Annotated in this window: 17 protein-coding genes; 12 read left to right on the top strand and 5 right to left on the bottom strand. The window is 60.4% G+C overall.

What is annotated here, in order from left to right; genetic code table 11:
• Window positions 1-36: 36 nt before the first annotated feature.
• The 3 genes from KW846_RS24450 to KW846_RS24440 are packed head-to-tail and all read left to right on the top strand — an operon-like array spanning window position 37 to window position 1,205.
• Complete coding sequence (locus KW846_RS24450; RefSeq protein WP_095964515.1) at window positions 37-207, top strand: YhfG family protein; 171 nt, start codon at window positions 37-39, stop codon at window positions 205-207.
• Window positions 207-815, top strand: a complete 609-nt coding sequence (locus KW846_RS24445; protein ID WP_218485827.1) for a putative adenosine monophosphate-protein transferase Fic — start codon at window positions 207-209, stop codon at window positions 813-815. The genes KW846_RS24450 and KW846_RS24445 overlap by 1 nt, the downstream gene beginning before the upstream one ends.
• 36 nt (window positions 816-851) lie before the next feature.
• The gene (locus KW846_RS24440; RefSeq protein ID WP_218485826.1) at window positions 852-1,205 is read left to right on the top strand and encodes a DUF1493 family protein; all 354 of its coding nucleotides are present in this window, start codon (window positions 852-854) and stop codon (window positions 1,203-1,205) included.
• A 96-nt stretch (window positions 1,206-1,301) separates the two neighbouring features.
• Here the strand turns inward: KW846_RS24440 and KW846_RS24435 are convergent, their stop codons facing one another.
• The 3 genes from KW846_RS24435 to KW846_RS24425 all read right to left on the bottom strand — a co-directional run bounded on the left by KW846_RS24435 (window position 1,302) and on the right by KW846_RS24425 (window position 4,705).
• A complete protein-coding gene (locus KW846_RS24435) occupies window positions 1,302-2,843 on the bottom strand; it encodes a phosphoenolpyruvate carboxykinase (protein ID WP_218485825.1) in 1,542 nt (513 codons plus the stop codon).
• A 180-nt stretch (window positions 2,844-3,023) separates the two neighbouring features.
• Entirely contained in the window at window positions 3,024-3,926 is a 903-nt protein-coding gene (gene hslO, locus KW846_RS24430; RefSeq protein ID WP_218485824.1) for an Hsp33 family molecular chaperone HslO, read from the bottom strand.
• A 371-nt stretch (window positions 3,927-4,297) separates the two neighbouring features.
• Entirely contained in the window at window positions 4,298-4,705 is a 408-nt protein-coding gene (locus KW846_RS24425; protein ID WP_007972869.1) for an RNA-binding S4 domain-containing protein, read from the bottom strand.
• Between the two features lie 234 nt (window positions 4,706-4,939).
• Between KW846_RS24425 and KW846_RS24420 the strand changes: the two genes are divergently transcribed.
• A complete protein-coding gene (locus KW846_RS24420) occupies window positions 4,940-5,401 on the top strand; it encodes an ATP-dependent zinc protease (RefSeq protein WP_172435679.1) in 462 nt (153 codons plus the stop codon).
• Window positions 5,398-6,303, top strand: coding sequence for a 30S ribosomal protein S6--L-glutamate ligase (gene rimK / locus KW846_RS24415; RefSeq protein WP_007972871.1), 906 nt, complete (start codon window positions 5,398-5,400; stop codon window positions 6,301-6,303). The genes KW846_RS24420 and rimK overlap by 4 nt, the downstream gene beginning before the upstream one ends.
• 88 nt (window positions 6,304-6,391) lie before the next feature.
• On the opposite strand, the gene KW846_RS24410 is transcribed toward rimK, so the two are convergent.
• The gene (locus KW846_RS24410) at window positions 6,392-7,705 is read right to left on the bottom strand and encodes an ATP-binding protein (RefSeq protein WP_218485823.1); all 1,314 of its coding nucleotides are present in this window, start codon (window positions 7,703-7,705) and stop codon (window positions 6,392-6,394) included.
• Between the two features lie 115 nt (window positions 7,706-7,820).
• On the bottom strand, window positions 7,821-8,561 hold the full coding sequence (gene ompR, locus KW846_RS24405; RefSeq protein WP_007972873.1) for a two-component system response regulator OmpR: 741 nt from the start codon (window positions 8,559-8,561) through the stop codon (window positions 7,821-7,823).
• Between the two features lie 361 nt (window positions 8,562-8,922).
• On the opposite strand from ompR, the gene KW846_RS24400 reads away from it, so the two are divergent.
• From KW846_RS24400 to tauD, 7 genes are all read left to right on the top strand, one after another.
• Entirely contained in the window at window positions 8,923-11,247 is a 2,325-nt protein-coding gene (locus KW846_RS24400; protein ID WP_218485822.1) for a Tex family protein, read from the top strand.
• On the top strand, window positions 11,247-11,630 hold the full coding sequence (locus KW846_RS24395) for a PaaI family thioesterase (protein WP_007972875.1): 384 nt from the start codon (window positions 11,247-11,249) through the stop codon (window positions 11,628-11,630). Before KW846_RS24400 ends, KW846_RS24395 begins: the two co-directional genes overlap by 1 nt.
• A 287-nt stretch (window positions 11,631-11,917) precedes the next feature.
• Window positions 11,918-13,501: a glutamate--cysteine ligase gene (gene gshA / locus KW846_RS24390; protein WP_218485821.1), complete on the top strand. Its 1,584-nt coding sequence runs from the start codon at window positions 11,918-11,920 to the stop codon at window positions 13,499-13,501.
• A 234-nt stretch (window positions 13,502-13,735) separates the two neighbouring features.
• Window positions 13,736-14,713 (top strand): taurine ABC transporter substrate-binding protein, encoded by a 978-nt coding sequence (gene tauA / locus KW846_RS24385; RefSeq protein ID WP_218485820.1) that lies wholly within the window; start codon window positions 13,736-13,738, stop codon window positions 14,711-14,713.
• 16 nt (window positions 14,714-14,729) lie between these two features.
• Window positions 14,730-15,524, top strand: a complete 795-nt coding sequence (gene tauB, locus KW846_RS24380) for a taurine ABC transporter ATP-binding subunit (RefSeq protein ID WP_218485819.1) — start codon at window positions 14,730-14,732, stop codon at window positions 15,522-15,524.
• The gene (gene tauC / locus KW846_RS24375; RefSeq protein WP_218485818.1) at window positions 15,521-16,354 is read left to right on the top strand and encodes a taurine ABC transporter permease TauC; all 834 of its coding nucleotides are present in this window, start codon (window positions 15,521-15,523) and stop codon (window positions 16,352-16,354) included. The genes tauB and tauC overlap by 4 nt, the downstream gene beginning before the upstream one ends.
• 160 nt (window positions 16,355-16,514) lie before the next feature.
• A complete protein-coding gene (gene tauD, locus KW846_RS24370; RefSeq protein ID WP_218485817.1) occupies window positions 16,515-17,357 on the top strand; it encodes a taurine dioxygenase in 843 nt (280 codons plus the stop codon).
• Window positions 17,358-17,429 lie beyond the last annotated feature (72 nt).

The raw sequence follows: 17,429 nt of genomic DNA, 5'->3' as shown, positions 1-17,429 counted from the left end.
GCTACACTGGGTCATTGCACTAAAGAGGCAGATGTCATGAGCGAACTGACTTTCCAGCAAAAGCAGGATTATTACGACAAGGTGCGCCGTTCAAACTATCTGGCGAGCTTGCGCCTTGAAGGCTTCAATACTTCCCGTGCAGACGCAGAAAAACCACTGCCGACGCGGGAGTCGGTGCTCGAAAAATATCGTCAGAACCCACGTTAATGGTGGATAAATATGGGGTCGGACAAGACCCCTATTGCTACCCAGGTAGCGACGTTCTGCGTAACTTGCTCAATATCCAAGACGAAGAACAGCTACAAAAAGCGGAGCGAGAACTCTCAGAAATTGCCGTCAGCAATTTTCGCCTCCTCCCCCCTCCATACGACCTTAGCCTTCTACAACACATTCATAAGACCTTGTTTGCAGATATCTACGAATGGGCGGGATTGCTGCGAACTGTCAATATCCGCAAAGGCGACACACTTTTTTGTACCGCAGACCGAATTGCCCCTGAAACCGAGAAAATTTTTCGCGTCATGGAGGGTGCTTCGTGGTTTGTCGGAGCCAGTAAAACCGAACTAGTCGAGAGAATTGCTGAATCGTACGGTGATCTTAACGTCGTTCACCCTTTTCGTGAGGGCAACGGTCGCGCTCAAAGGATCCTATTCGAACAGATCATCATTAATGCCGGCTTTGCAGTAGATTGGTGGCTGATAAAAGACGCTGTATGGGTACCCGCGAATATCGCTGCGGTGGTCTGCGACTACCGTGGTCTTGAAGCTATTTTCGAACATTGCATTGGTGACCCGTTGAATGCTCCACATACTTGACCGTTTCCCGCTCCAACATCGGATGCACTCCCCGCAATGAACTTCGCCCCCAACCTCCCCGACGACCACTTGATGCAGCAACTCATGCAACTGCTGCATGAAGAACTCGGCTTCCCCGAACGCAAAACTATCAGTTTCAACACCTCGATCAACTTCGACCTGGGCTGCAACGGTGCCGATGCTCAACACCTGATCGAATCCCTGGAAGACCACTTCGCCATCGATTTCGTGGATTTCGACAGTTATCGCTATTTCCAGCCCGACGGCCACGATATGAATCTAAAGCGAAAAGCCAAGGGTCGCGGCAATAAGGTGCCATTGACCATCGGCATGCTCTACCGGGCCATCAAGGCCCAACGCTGGGACACGGATGAGCTCGAGGGCCCGTAACGGCCCGGCGCATTCTGACTTGCCAGCGGAAAACTGAATTTTGCGCACAAAAAAGCCGCCCCGAAGGACGGCTTTTTCGTTAGCTCAATCCAACACTTACAACTTCGGACCCGCCGCCTTGATCGCGTCGCTCACTTCGAACTTCTTGAAGTTCTCGATGAACAGGCCGGCCAGTGCTTTGGCGGCTTCGTCGTAGGCGGCTTTGTCGGCCCAGGTGTTGCGTGGATTCAACAGGCCAGTCTCAACGCCCGGTACAGCCACTGGCACGTCGAGGTTGACGGTGTCCAGGTGCTCGGTCTCGGTACCGATCAGCGCGCCGCTCTGGATCGCTGCGATCACGGCACGGGTGGTCGGGATGTTGAAGCGTTTGCCGACGCCATAGCCACCGCCGGTCCAGCCGGTGTTGACCAGGTAGACCTTGGAGCCGAAGCCGCGGATGCGCTTGATCAGCAGCTCAGCGTATTCGCCGGCCGGACGCGGGAAGAACGGTGCGCCGAAGCAGGTGGAGAAGGTCGACTTGATGCCGCTGCCCGAACCCATTTCAGTCGAGCCCACCAGTGCGGTGTAGCCGGACAGGAAGTGGTAGGCCGCTTGTTCTTCGTTGAGGATCGACACTGGCGGCAGCACGCCGGTCAGGTCGCAGGTCAGGAAGATCACAGCGTTCGGCTCGCCACCGAGGTTTTTCTCGGAACGCTTGGCAACGTGCTCCAGCGGGTAGGCGGCGCGGCTGTTCTGGGTCAGGCTGACATCGGCGTAGTCGGCGTGCTTGGCGTCGTCGATAACGACGTTTTCCAATACCGCGCCGTGCTTGATGGCTTTCCAGATAACCGGCTCGTTCTTCTCGGACAGGTCGATGCACTTGGCATAGCAACCACCTTCGATGTTGAACACCACGCCTTCGCCCCAGCCGTGTTCGTCGTCACCGATCAGGTAACGGCTTTCGTCGGCGGACAGGGTGGTCTTGCCGGTGCCGGACAGACCGAAGAACAGGGTCACGTCGCCTTCCTCGCCGATGTTGGCGGCGCAGTGCATTGGCAGTACGTCGGCAGCCGGCAGCAGGAAGTTCTGCACCGAGAACATGGCTTTCTTCATCTCACCGGCGTAACGCATGCCGGCGATCAGCACTTTCTTCTGTGCGAAGTTGATGATCACGCAGCCGTCGGAGTTGGTGCCGTCACGCTCTGGCACGCATTCGAAGTTGGCAACGTTGAGGACCTGCCACTCGTCACGACCCGCCGGGTTGTACTGAGCCGGGTTGATGAACAGGCAACGGCCGAACAGGTTCTGCCAGGCAGTCTGGGTGGTCATCTTCACGGCCAGGTAGTGCTCGGAAGCCGCACCTACATGCACGTGGGAAACGAAATGCTCTTGCGCGTTGTTGAAAGCTTCAACACGGTCCCACAGGGCGTCGAACTTGTCGGCCGGGAACTTGCGGTTGATCGGGCCCCAGGCGATGGCGCCCGTGGTGCTCGGCTCATCAACGATGAAACGATCAACTGGCGAACGGCCGGTACGGTGACCGGTACGAACAACCAGTGCGCCGGTATCGGCAAGCTCGCCTTCACCGCGATTGAGGGCTTCTTTAACCAGATCATCAACACTCAGATCGGTGTACACGGCATTGTTGGCTTGCGTCATGAGGTTCCCCGTCGGCCAGTGGCCGAGTGCTCCAAACGTTTTTGTAGTAGAAAGTCGTGCACTACTACCGCGAAAAAAGTGGGCCGGATTATGCCAGAAAAGCCCAAAAAAAGTAGGCCCCTCCTGTCGTAACGGCGTTAATCCGGCGGTAGCCAGTGAATTTACCTGCGCTGAACCGTTTTAGTGACGGGTATCTGACGGCGTATCGACACCCGCGCCGGCGAACAATTGAGTGACATCGGCGGCATCGAACAGGTAGCGCTGGTTACAGAACTGGCAATCGATTTCGATGTTGCCACCGTGCTCGACCACCAATTGCTGCGCATCTTCCACACCCAGACTGACCAGCGCATTGGCCGAACGTTCGCGCGAGCAGCTGCAACGGAAGCGCAACTTCTGCACATCGAACAGGCGCACCTGCTCGTCGTGGTACAGGCGATGCAACACGGTTTCGTTGTCCAGGCCCAGCAGTTCATCGGCGGTCAGCGTGCCGCCCAGGGTGGTGAGGTGCTGCCAGCTGGCGGCGCGCTCGTCTTCGTCCTTCAATCGGTCGGCAGGCAGCTGTTGCAGCAACAGGCCACGGGCGCGACGGCCGTCGGCGTACAGCCAGAAACGCGTGCCGACTTGCTGGGACATGACGAAATAGTTGGTGAAGCATTCCGACAGGGTGGCGCCGTCGAGGTCGACGATGCCTTGGTAACGCTGGCCCTGAGTCGGGTCGATGGTCAATGCCAGCACGCCGTCCGGCATCAGGTCGGCCAGGGTCGCGTCAGGTGCGATACGGTCCGCTTCGTAACGGGCCAGGCCACGGATGTCGCGCTCGCTGGAGCACTCGATCATCAGCAACGGGATCGGGCCTTCGGAACGGGCCTGCAGAATCAGCAAGCCATCGAACTTCATCGCGCCGACCAGCAACGATGCGGCCGCCATCAGCTCGCCGAGCAGTTGCGCGACCGGCTGCGGGTAGGCGTGTTTGGCCAGGACTTCGGCGTAGCTGAGCTCCAGCGAGACCAGCTCGCCACGGGTGTCGCTGTCATCGAAGATGAAGCGTTGGGTGAAGTCGTTATCCGGTAGGTCAGTCATTAGTCTGGGTATCTGAATGGGTAGCAATGGGTTACAACGGTGAAAATCGCGCGTTGGCAGCACCGTTGGGTGCGCAAGCTCAGTCATGTCCGGCATTTTAGGAGCAATCCGCGGTTTGCTCCAAGCAAGGGGGGCGATGCGCAATCCTTGCCCGCTGATGCTACCGGCCTTTTGGTTATGGCCTATGGATCAGAGGCTGTGGTGATTTTCGACGAGCGGCTGTTCGACCGCTCGATGTGCCGCTGGCGAATCACCCGATATGGTTGCTGATCGGGGCAATTGCAAGAGCCTTTGAAAAGATCGCAGCCTTCGGCAGCTCCTACAGAGGTCCGCTCAGGCCCGTGTAGGAGCTGCCGCAGGCTGCGATCTTTTTAGCCATCGTTGCTGCTGCCACGAAACTTGAACAGATCCCGTCGCTGTTTCTTGCTCGGTTTGCCATCGGTGCTCACGCCCAGGGCGCCTGCCTTGCGCTCGGCGGCGGCGTTTTCGCGCTTGGCGATGCTGGCTTCCGTTTCGGCGTACAGCATCTGCGCCTCCGGTGCACCACGGCGAACGATCGACAACGCCTGGACCACCACCGTGCGCTCTTCGAAACCGGTGCGGATCACAAACTCGTCGCCGACCCGTGGCTCTTTACCCGGCTTGCAGCGTTCGCCTCGGCAATGCACCTTGCCGCTTTCAATCGCCGCCTTGGCCAGGGCACGGGTTTTGTAGAATCGTGCAGCCCACAGCCATTTATCGAGGCGGACTTTGTCGTCCTCTTCGTTTTTTTGTGCCATGGAATTTCCTCATTCTGAAATATTGGTGAACTGTACTACCGTTTCTGACGTACCAAGAATTTCACCGGCTCGGATTACAATACTGACATTCCATAACCTCCTTGCGAGGCTGGAAATCCGGGCCGTAGATATCTGTCGCCTTTTAATCATTATTCTGCGTGAATACCGCGAATCCGGCCGCATGCGGCCCGAGCGGTTTCTACCGGTTGAGCACTTTTGAAGACATTTGACCATTTGACCGTTGTCGGTCTGCGCGAGTGGGTGGCGCTCCCGGATTTGGGAGTCGCCGGCCTTCGGGCAAAAATCGACACCGGTGCCAGCACCTCAAGCCTCCACGCCACCGACATCGAGCTTTTCGAGCGCGATGGTGAGCAGTGGGTGCGTTTTACCGCCCACCTGGGCTCCGTCGTACAACTGCGCCACCGACGCTGCGAAGCACCGTTGGTGACGATGAAAACCATTAAAAGCTCAAACGGTCACGCGCAGGTGCGATACGTGATCAGCACCACCCTGGCCCTCGGTGATCGGGTCTGGCGAGTCGAGTTCACGCTCGCCTGCCGCAAGTCCATGCGTTATCGCCTGCTGCTCGGCTCCAAAGCCCTGATCCACGGTCAGTTGGTGGTCAATCCGGGCATCAAGTATGTACAAGACAAGCCGGTGTTCCCGGTATCTACCTCCTCCACAGGTGTTGCATGAAGATCGCTGTGCTGTCGCGGAACCCGCGTCTGTATTCCACCCGCCGCCTGGTTGAAGCCGGTACTGAACGCGGCCATGAAATGGTGGTGGTCGACACCCTGCGCGCCTACATGAACATCGCCAGCCACAAGCCGCAGATCCACTACCGCGGCAAGCCGCTGGAAGGTTTCGATGCGGTGATTCCACGGATCGGAGCGTCCGTGACCTTTTATGGCTGCGCCGTGCTGCGCCAGTTCGAAATGATGGGGGTGTTCCCGCTCAACGAATCGGTGGCCATTGCCCGCTCGCGGGACAAGCTGCGTTCGCTGCAATTGCTGTCCCGTCGCGGGATCGGCTTGCCGGTAACCGGGTTTGCCCACTCCCCCGATGACATCCCCGACCTGATCGAAATGGTCAACGGCGCGCCGCTGGTGATCAAGGTGCTGGAAGGCACCCAAGGCATCGGCGTGGTGCTGTGCGAAACCGCGACTGCCGCTGAATCGGTGATCGAGGCGTTCATGGGCCTCAAGCAGAACATCATGGTTCAGGAGTACATCAAGGAAGCCGGTGGTGCGGACATTCGCTGTTTCGTCGTCGGGGACAAGGTGATTGCGGCGATGAAGCGCCAGGCCAAACCCGGCGAGTTTCGCTCCAACCTGCATCGCGGCGGCAGCGCGAGCCTGATCAAGATCACGCCGGAAGAGCGCATGACGGCGTTGCGTGCAGCCAAGGTCATGGGGCTGGCGGTGGCGGGTGTGGACATCCTGCGCTCCAATCACGGACCGCTGGTGATGGAAGTGAACTCGTCACCAGGGCTGGAAGGGATCGAGACCACCACTGGCAAGAATGTGGCGGGGATCATCATTGAGCATCTGGAGAAGAATGGCGGGCCGAATATGACCCGGACCAAAGGCAAGGGGTAAAAGCAAAAGATCGCAGCCTGCGGCAGCTCCTACAGGGTACGCATTTCCATGTAGGAGCTGCCGTAGCAGGCTGCGATCTTTTCAGCCCTTAAACCGCATCCCTCGGCAACATCAACCCCAACGGCAAGCGCACCCGCGCTTCCAGTCCACCGCCCGAGCGGTTACGCAGTTCAACATTCCCGCCATGCATCGAAGCAATCCGCTTCACGATCGCCAGCCCCAACCCGGTGCCCTTGCCGCCCCGGGCACGATCACCACGGGTGAACGGATTGAAGATCGCTTCCAGTTCCGACGGATCGATCCCGGCACCACGGTCCATGACACTGAGCACCACATACGGCGCGCTGGTGTCCCCGGACACATACGCCGCCACCTCTACACCGCTGCCGGCATGATGCAGCGCATTGCCGATCAGGTTGTTCAACAGTCGTTTCATTGACACACGACGCAACGGAAACGGCTGAATCGGCTCCAGGCGCAGCCGCACTTTCTCTTCATTCTGGTTGTAGGGCGCAGCGACTTCCCGGACCAGGTCGCTCAGGTCAACCTCTTCCACCGACTCGTCGCGCCCGTCACGAATGAACGCCAGGAACTGATCGAGAATCGCGTCCATGTCTTCGATATCGCGCACCATGTCGTCGGTCAGGTCGGTGCGATCCCCCATCAACTCCAGAGACAGGCGCAAGCGGGTCAAGGGCGTGCGCAAATCATGGGAAACCCCGGCCAGCATCAGCTCACGCTCGCGACCGGCCTGCTCGACATCTTCGGCCATCTGGTTGAAAGCGCGGTAAACCTCGGTCATCTCGCTCGGCGTATCGCTGATTGGCAGGCGCACGCTGCGCCCCTGGCCCAGTTGCCGCGCGGCGTACACCAAGCGCTTTAACGGCTGGTTGAGCTGGCTGACGAAAATCCATGCCGCCGCAGTGGACAGCAATCCAATAGCGAGGAACCAGCCAAGCACGTTCCAGATTTTCTGACCGCGCAGTGGGTGCGGATACAGCGGAACCTTGAGCCAGCCTTCCCCCAGGCTTGGCGCACGAACCCATAACGCCGGCGGTGCATGCATGCGCAATCGCACTTCGGTGTCAGCCCCCAGCTCAGCCTGCATTTGCCGCTGATAGATCTCACTGTAGGGCCAGTGTTGCTCGCCCTCCGGCACCCCGGCCCCCACCACCCGTATCAAGGGCACTGCGCCGGCGATCTTGTCACGGTTTTCTTCGTCGGCGGCCCAATAGGCGCGCAGCGTCAGGGCGACACCATGGCTGTACTGGCGGTCCACCAGCACATCTTCGTTCATCAGCAGATAAACCAGGGTCAGCGCCTTGGAGAAGAGAACGACGATGAGCACCAGCCAAAGGGTGCGGGAGAAGAAGCTCTGGGGGAACCAAACGGGGGTTTTCATGGATAACCGTTAAACACTTGCAGGAGAGAGCGATGCTCGCATATTGCGGTTTGCGAGTCTGCGGACAGGATCGATTGATCCGGTGTCCGCACGACCCGCTCCTACAAATCGCCAATCACTTGGTGGCGGTACCATCCGGTACAAACACATAACCCACACCCCAGACAGTCTGGATGTAACGCGGTTTGGACGGATCGGGCTCGATCATCCGGCGCAGACGGGAGATCTGCACATCGATGGAACGCTCCAGGGCATCCCACTCGCGGCCACGGGCCAGGTTCATCAGTTTGTCGCGGGTCAGCGGTTGACGCGCGTTCATCACCAGGGCCTTGAGTACCGCGAACTCGCCGGTGGTGAGCATGTGCACTTCTTCGCCGCGCTTGAGCTCGCGGGTAGCCAGGGACAGCTCGTAGTCACCGAAGGTCACGCTTTCGTCTTCGCTGCCCGGGGCTCCTGGCACCGGCGCCGACTGGCGACGCAGTACCGCCTTGACGCGAGCCATCAGCTCATCCGGGTTGAACGGCTTGGCCAAGTAATCGTCGGCCCCTAGTTCCAGGCCCTTGATGCGGCTCAGCTCGTCGCCCTTGGCGGTGAGCATGATGATTGGAATCTGGTTGTTCGCGTTGCGCAGGCGGCGGCAGGCGGTCAGGCCGTCTTCACCGGGCAACATCAGGTCGAGGACGACCAGGTTGAACACTTCGCGCGCCAGCAGGCGATCCATTTGCTCGGTGTTCGGTACGGCGCGGGCGCGGTAGCCCTTGCTGACGAAAAAACGTTCCAGCAGGCTGCTCAGCCCCGGATCGTCGTCAACGATAAGAATTTTCTCGCCTTCAGCAGTTTGTGCAGTGCTGCTCATTGGATGCTCCTTTGATCTCGGCGCGCATTATGGCGTAGCTGCCGTTATACGCACCGTGTGCATTGTTAGCAGATTTTTCCTTTAGCGCCAGAAAACCGGCCATTGCACCGGCAACCCCTGATGCCCCCGAACGACAGAACGCTGGTTATAATGCGCGGCCTTTTGTGTCAGGCAACATCAGACAGGTACTACAGACAGACACCATTTATTTTCATGGCGTCGGCAGTAATTGTTCGATTTCACGGGTCAACGGGATACCTTTTGATCCAGGTAGCGGCGCAGGCCAGGCCGCTCAACCAGACTCGCCGAGCCCTTATCCTCGCGCCTGCGAGCCTGCTTTCACAATTTGTCAGGTGGTTTTATGGACAGCATCAACAGCCGCATCGCCGAGGAACTCGGTGTACGCCCACAACAGGTCGAAGCGGCCGTCGCGCTACTCGATGAAGGCTCTACCGTTCCCTTCATCGCCCGTTACCGGAAAGAAGTGACCGGCAGCCTCGACGATACGCAATTGCGTCATCTGGAAGAGCGCCTGCGCTACCTGCGAGAACTCGACGAACGGCGCATCAGCATCCTTGCCAGCATCGAAGAGCAAGGCAAGCTGACCCCGCAACTTGAACGCGACATCAAGCTTGCCGACACCAAGACCCGTCTCGAAGACTTGTACCTGCCGTACAAGCAGAAGCGCCGCACCAAGGGCCAGATCGCCCTGGAAGCCGGCCTCGGCGAACTGGCCGACGGCTTGTTCAACGACCCGTCCCTGAGCCCGGAAGCCGAAGCCGCACGTTTCATCGACGCCGAAAAAGGCGTGGCCGATGTGAAGGCAGCCCTCGAAGGTGCCAAGTACATCCTCATGGAGCGCTTCGCCGAAGACGCCGGCCTGCTGGACAAGCTGCGCAACTACCTCAAGCAGGAAGCCACCCTCAGTGCCCGCGTGATTGCCGGCAAGGAGGAGGAAGGCGCCAAGTTCCGCGACTACTTCGAGCACGACGAACCACTGAAAAGCATGCCGTCGCACCGCGCGCTGGCGATTTTCCGTGGCCGCAACGAAGGCATCCTCAGTTCCGCGCTGAAAGTCGGCGACGAACTGCCGGGCACCATGCACCCGTGCGAAGGCATGATCGGCCAGCATGTCGGCATCCAGAACCAGAACCGCGCCGCCGACAAATGGCTGGGCGAAGTGGTGCGCTGGACCTGGAAGGTCAAGCTCTACACCCATCTGGAAACCGACCTGCTGGGCGAACTGCGCGATGGCGCGGAAACCGAAGCGATCAACGTGTTCGCCCACAACCTGCACGACCTGCTGCTGTCGGCCCCGGCCGGCCCGCGCGCCACGCTGGGTCTCGACCCTGGCCTGCGCACCGGCTGCAAGGTGGCGGTGGTTGATGCCACTGGCAAGCTGCTGGATCACGCCACGGTTTACCCGCACGTGCCGCACAACAAGTGGGACCAAACCATCGCCGTACTCGCCGCCCTGTGCGCCAAGCACTCGGTGGACCTGATCGCCATCGGCAACGGTACCGCCAGCCGTGAAACCGACAAGCTCGCCGCCGAGCTGATCAAAAAATACCCAGCGATGAAGATGACCAAAGTCATGGTCTCCGAGGCCGGTGCATCGGTTTACTCGGCGTCGGAGCTGGCCTCCAAGGAATTCCCGGACCTCGACGTGTCGATCCGTGGCGCCGTGTCGATTGCCCGTCGTCTGCAAGACCCGTTGGCCGAGCTGGTGAAGATCGATCCGAAATCCATCGGCGTCGGCCAATACCAGCACGACGTGTCGCAGCTGAAACTGGCCCGTGGCCTGGATGCAGTGGTCGAGGACTGCGTGAACGCCGTCGGCGTCGACGTGAACACCGCTTCCGTGGCGCTGCTGGCGCGCATCTCCGGTCTCAACGCGACCCTGGCGCAGAACATCGTCAGCCACCGCGACGAGCACGGTGCGTTCAAGACCCGCGCAGCGCTGAAGAAAGTCGCGCGCCTCGGTGAAAAAACCTTCGAACAGGCGGCCGGATTCCTGCGCGTGATGAACGGAGACAATCCCCTGGATGCCTCCGCGGTGCACCCGGAAGCCTATCCGCTCGTGCAGCGTATCGCCGCCGAGACCGATCGCGATATTCGTTCGCTGATTGGCGACAGTGGCTTCCTCAAGCGCCTGGACCCGAAAAAATTCACCGACGAAACCTTCGGTCTGCCAACGGTCACCGACATCCTGCAGGAGTTGGACAAGCCCGGCCGCGACCCGCGTCCCGAGTTCAAGACCGCCGAGTTCCAGGAAGGCGTCGAAGACCTCAAGGACCTGCAACTGGGTATGATCCTCGAAGGCGTGGTGACCAACGTGACCAACTTCGGTGCCTTCGTCGATATCGGCGTGCATCAGGACGGTTTGGTGCATATATCCGCACTTTCGGAGAAGTTCATCAAGGATCCGCGCGAAGCGGTGAAGGCCGGTGACGTGGTGAAAGTGAAGGTCATGGAAGTCGACATCCCGCGCAAACGCGTGGGCCTGTCGATGCGCATGAGCGACACCCCGGGCGAGAAAATCGACGGCGCTCGCGGCGCGCGTCCGGGGTCGGCGCCACGCCAATCCCAGAACACTGCACCGCGCAAGGAAACCACGGCAGCAGCACCGAGCAACAACGCCATGGCTTCGCTGTTCGCCAATGCCAAGCAGTTGAAGAAACGCTGATGGACATTCCCGCCGGGCTGACCGAAAGCGCGTTTTTCAAGCTGTTGGGCTGCCGCTTGCACAGCCTGGAAACCGGGGTGGCGCAAGTCGCCCTGGCGCTGGAGCCCGAACTGCGCAATCGCGGCGGCAAGCTGCACGGCGGGGCCTTGTTCAGCCTGGTGGACATTGCCATGGGGCTGGCCTGTTCCAGCACCCACGGCTTTGACCAGCAGAGCGCGACCATCGAGTGCAAGATCAACTACATCCGCGCCGTCTCTGACGGCGAGGTGATGTGCACGGCGCGGGTGATCCATCCGGGTCGCCGCACCTTGGTGGTCGAAGCCGATGTGATGCAGGGCGACAAACTGGTCGCAAAAGCACAAGGCACGTTCGCTGTCCTGTAGCTAGTCGTCATCGATTTGAGTTAATTTCGGCGTTGTGACCGCAGCGTCGGAGTTTCCTGTGGGAGCGAGCCTGCTCGCGAAGGCGATGTGTCAGTCGAAGTCGATGCTGACTGATACTCCCTCTTCGCGAGCAGGCTCGCTCCCACAGGGATTGTGCAATTCCTGACCGATCGGCATGAGGCCTGTGCGGCGCCAAAACGAGGCGAAAACGCCAGTTTTAACTTCACCCTTGTAGACCGTCTTGCCCACCCCCATATTGGGGCGACTGACGCGTGAAGGAATCCAACTTGAGCGAACTTCTCAACCGCCGCCTGGCCCTGCTCGGCGAGCGCGCTAACCTCTCTCTGCTCGAACAGTGCCTTCACGGCATCGAACGTGAATGCCTGCGCGTGACCGGCGAAGGTCGCCTGGCGCAAACGCCGCACCCGGAAGAATTGGGTTCCGCGCTGACCAACGAACAGATCACCACCGACTACTCCGAGTCGCTGCTGGAGTTCATCACGCCAGCCCTGCCCGACCCGGCGGACACGTTGGCGAGCCTGGACAGCATTCACCGTTTTGCCTACAGCAAGCTCGGCAACGAGTACCTGTGGAGCCCATCGATGCCGTGCCCGTTGCCGGCCGAGGAAGACATCCCGATCGCCTATTACGGCACGTCCAATATCGGGCAGCTCAAGTACGTGTACCGCAAGGGCCTGGCCCTGCGTTACGGCAAGACCATGCAATGCATTGCCGGCATCCACTACAACTTTTCCCTGCCGGAAAAACTCTGGCCGCTGCTCAGGCAGGCCGAAGGCTTTGTCGGCAGCGACCGTGATTTTCAGTCGTCGTCCTACATCGCGTTGATCCGCAACTTCCGCCGCTACAGCTGGCTGCTGATGTACCTGTTCGGTGCGTCGCCAGCGCTGGATGCCGGATTCCTGCGCGGCCGTTCGCATCAGCTGGAACAACTGGACCCGCACACCCTGTACCTGCCGTACGCCACCAGCCTGCGCATGAGCGACCTGGGTTACCAGAGCAACGCCCAGGCCGGCCTGACGCCCTGCTACAACGATCTGACCAGCTACACCGACAGCCTGCGCAAAGCGGTGGCCACGCCGTATGCGCCGTACGTCGAAGTCGGCACCCACCAGGATGGCGAGTGGGTGCAGCTCAACACCAACATCCTGCAGATCGAAAACGAGTACTACTCCAACATCCGTCCGAAACGCGTGACCTATACCGGCGAGCGGCCGATCCAGGCGCTGATGGCCCGGGGCATCCAGTACGTCGAAGTGCGCTGCCTGGACATCAACCCCTTCCTGCCGATGGGCATCGACCTTACCGAGTCGCGCTTCCTCGATGCGTTCCTGCTGTACTGCGCGCTCAACGAAAGCCCGCTGCTGACCAACACCAGCTGCGGCAACGCGACCTCGAACTTCCTCAGCGTGGTCAAGGAAGGTCGTCGTCCAGGCCTGCAACTGCAACGCGACGGTCAGCCGGTTGATCTGAAGGAATGGGCCGGTGAGCTGCTGGAAAAAATCGCTCCGCTGGCAGCGATGCTCGACCAGAGCCATGGCGGCGATGCCCACAGCAAGGCGCTGGACGCCCAGATGGCCAAGGTCCGGGACCCATCCCTGACGCCGTCGGCCCAGGTATTGGCGGCCATGGCCGAGCACAAGGAGAGCTTTGCCCAGTTCTCCCTGCGCCAAAGCCAGGCGCATGCCGAATTCTTCCGCAGCGAGCCGTTGCCGGCTGAGGAACAAGCGCAGTTTGAAGAGCGGGCGCGTTCATCGCTGGCTCAACAGGCTGAGCTGGAACAGAACGAAGTCGGTGATTTCGATGTGTTTGTCGGGGCTTACCAGGCGAGCATTCTGGCGATCAGTAATTAATTCGTAGCCCCGAAAAGATCGCAGCCTTTGGCAGCTCCTACACGGAGTCCCGCAGGTTGCGATTTTTTTTGGCCATACGCTGCCTCTGTAGGAGCTGCCGAAGGCTGCGATCTTTTGATCCTTTAACATTGCCCGCTCATAAGCTAATTCTAAAAAGTTATTTATTTTTGAATTCTTAGATCATTTAGTCTCTTTCTCACGCCGACATTCGGTCGCCTGACAAGGAGCTTTCTGATGAAACTGACTTTCCCTCTACGCTTGCTGGCGGCCGCAACCCTGGCTACCGCGAGTTTCTTTGCCCAGGCGGCCGACGTCACCGTCGCCTACCAGACCACCGTTGACCCGGCGAAAGTCGCCCAGGCCGACGGCGCTTACGAAAAGGCCACCAAGGCCGATATCAGCTGGCGCAAATTCGACAACGGCGCCGATATCATCGCCGCCATCGCCTCCGGCGACGTGCAGATCGGCTACCTCGGTTCCAGCCCGCTGACCGCTGCCATCACTCGCAAAGTCCCGGTGGAAACCTTCCTCATCGCCACCCAGATCGGCGCCGCCGAAGCCTTGGTCGCCCGCGACGGCTCCGGGATCAAGACCCCGCAAGACCTGATCGGCAAGAAAATCGCCGTGCCGTTTGTATCCACCGGCCATTACAGCCTGCTCGCTGCACTGAAGCACTGGAACATCGATCCCTCGAAAGTCACCGTTCTCAACCTGGCGCCACCGGCGATCATCGCCGCCTGGAAGCGCGGTGACATCGACGCCACTTACGTGTGGGACCCAGCCCTCGGCGTGGCCAAGGAAAACGGCAAGGTGCTGATCACTTCCGGCGAATTGGCCAAGTTCGGCGCCCCGACCTTCGATGCCTGGATCGTGCGCAAGGATTTCGCCGAGAAGCATCCGGAGATCGTCACCGCGTTCGCCAAAGTGACCCTCGACGCCTACGCCGACTACCGCAAAGACCCACAAGCCTGGCTCGCCAACCAGGGCAACGTCGACAAGCTTGTAAAGCTGTCCGGCGCCAAGGCCAGCGATATTCCGTTGCTGCTGCAAGGCAACGTCTACCCGCTGGCGGCTGACCAGGTGCTCACGCTCGGCGCGCCGACCACCAAAGCCATCACCGACACCGCCGCGTTCCTCAAGGAACAAGGCAAGGTCGAGGCCGTGCTGCCGGACTACGCGCCGTACGTCAGCGCCAAGTTCATCACCAATTGATCGGGAGTTGACTGCGATGGCTTTGCTACAGCTGGAGCGCATCAGCGCACAGTACCCCGGCAACCCGGAACCGGTGTTGGCGGATATCTCCCTGAGCCTGGGGCCCCGGCAATTGCTGGTCGCCCTTGGCCCGTCCGGCAGTGGCAAGACCTCGCTGTTGAACCTGATTGCCGGTTTCGTCGAACCCAGCGCCGGGCGCATCACCCTCGACGGCGTGCCCGTCAGTGGCCCGAGCGCCGAGCGCGGCGTGGTGTTCCAGGACGACGCGCTGCTGCCCTGGCAGGACGTACTGGCCAACGTCGGCTTCGGCCTGGAGCTGGCCGGTATTGCCCGGGACAAACGCGAAGCGCGTGCCCGGGAAATGCTTGCCCTGGTCGATCTTTCCGGTTTTGACCAGCGCCGCATCTGGCAGCTCTCGGGTGGCCAGAAGCAGCGTGTCGGCCTGGCCCGGGCGCTCGCCGCCGACCCGCGCGTGTTGCTGATGGACGAACCTTTCGGCGCCCTCGACGCCTTTACCCGCGAGCAGATGCAGGAACTGTTGCTGCAAGTCTGGCAGCGCACCGCCAAGCCGGTGTTCCTGATTACCCACGACATCGAAGAAGCCGTGTTCCTCGCCACCGACCTGATTCTGTTGGCGCCAAACCCCGGGCAAATCGTCGAGCGCCTGAGCCTCGATTTCGGTCAGCGTTATGCCGCCGGTGAGTCGGCCCGCTCGATCAAATCCGATCCGCGTTTTATCGAAACCCGCGAACACGTACTCGCCAAAGTGTTCTCCCAACGCAGCGCCGCCCAGCGGCAGGAGCACGCATGAGCAGTTACGAAATTCCCGTCGTCGCGATAAAGCCAGGCACACCTGTGCCTGCGGCACGACGCCGCTTGAGCACTCGCTGGATCAGCGTGCTGACACTGGCCGCGCTCATTGTCATTTGGTGGGCCGTGACGGCGACCGGTTTGATCGAGCCGCTGTTCCTGCCGCCGCCCTCCGCCGTGCTGCAAAAAGGCTGGCTGCTGGCGACCTCGGGCTACATGGACTCAACGCTGTGGCAGCACCTCGGCGCGAGCCTGAACCGCATCGGCCTGGGCCTCGGCTTTGCGATTCTCACCGCCGTGCCGGTGGGCATCGCCATCGGTGCCAACCGTATTGCCCGTGGCGTGCTCGACCCGCTGATCGAGTTCTACCGGCCCATTCCACCGCTGGCCTACCTGCCGCTGATCGTGATCTGGTGCGGCATCGGCGAACTGTCGAAAGTGCTGCTGATCTACCTGGCGATCTTCGCCCCGATTGCCATCGCCACCGCCACCGGCGTGCGCACGGTCGACCCGGCCAAATTGCGTGCCGCGCAGTCGTTGGGTGCCACTCGCGCACAGTTAATTCGCCACGTGATTTTACCGAGTGCCTTACCGGACATTCTGACCGGGGTGCGCATTGGCCTCGGTGTCGGTTGGTCGACTCTGGTCGCCGCCGAATTGATCGCCGCCACCAGCGGTCTTGGCTTTATGGTGCAGTCCGCCGCGCAGTTTCTGGTCACCGATGTGGTGGTCCTGGGGATTCTGGTGATCGCACTGATCGCCTTCGCCATGGAAATGGGCCTGCGCGCCCTGCAACGCAAACTGGTGCCATGGCACGGCCAGGCCCACTGAAGCCTTTTCAGCCAGGAACAACCCCTTTTTCAAATCACCCCTGTAGGAGCTGCCGCAGGCTGCGATCTTTTGACTTTTCGGTTGAAGGGCAAGATCAAAAGATCGCAGCCTGCGGCAGCTCCTACAGGTGCGGTGTTACCCAAAATTTAAGAGAACCACTATGAGCCACTTGACCATCGTCCCTTTGAGCTCTGCCCTCGGTGCGCAAATCAGCGGCGTCGACATCAGCCAGCCGCTGAGCGCGGAACAACGCGATGCCATTGAGCAGGCCCTGCTCAAGCATCAGGTGCTGTTCTTTCGCGACCAGCCGATCACGCCACAGCAACAGGCACGATTCGCCGCGAATTTCGGCGACCTGCACATTCACCCGATCTACCCCAATGTGCCGGAACAGCCGGAAGTGCTGATCCTCGACACCGCCGTCACCGACGTCCGCGATAACGCGATCTGGCACACCGACGTGACCTTCCTGCCGACCCCGGCCATGGGCGCGGTACTCAGCGCCAAACTGTTGCCGGAGTTTGGCGGCGACACCTTGTGGGCCAGTGGAATTGCCGCGTATGAAGCCCTGTCGGCGCCGATGAAAACCTTGCTCGAAGGCTTGACCGCCACCCACGATTTCACCCGTTCGTTCCCACTGGAGCGTTATGGCAACACGCCCGAAGCGTTGGCCCAGTGGGAAGAAGCACGGCGCAAAAATCCGCCGCTGTCACACCCGGCGATCCGCACGCACCCGGTGAGTGGGCGACGCTCGCTGTTCGTCAACGAAGGCTTCACTTCGAAGATCAACGAATTGTCGGAAACCGAAAGCGAGGCGATTCTGAAATTTCTGTTTGCCCACGCCACGCGGCCTGAATTCACCATTCGCTGGCGCTGGAAGCAGGATGACATTGCGTTCTGGGACAACCGTGTGACCCAGCATTACGCGGTGGATGATTACCGGCCGGCGCGGCGGGTGATGCAGCGGGCGACGGTGTTGGGGGATGTGCCGTTTTTTCGGTGAATCCCTGATTTCTTTATTGACTGGTCTGGCCCCTTCGCGAGCAGGCTCGCTCCCACGGGGTATGTGCTTGAC

Source organism: Pseudomonas sp. PDM32 (assembly GCF_019219225.1).
GTDB classification, from domain to species: domain Bacteria; phylum Pseudomonadota; class Gammaproteobacteria; order Pseudomonadales; family Pseudomonadaceae; genus Aquipseudomonas; species Aquipseudomonas laurylsulfatiphila.
This window is presented reverse-complemented; position numbering and strand designations above follow the sequence as displayed.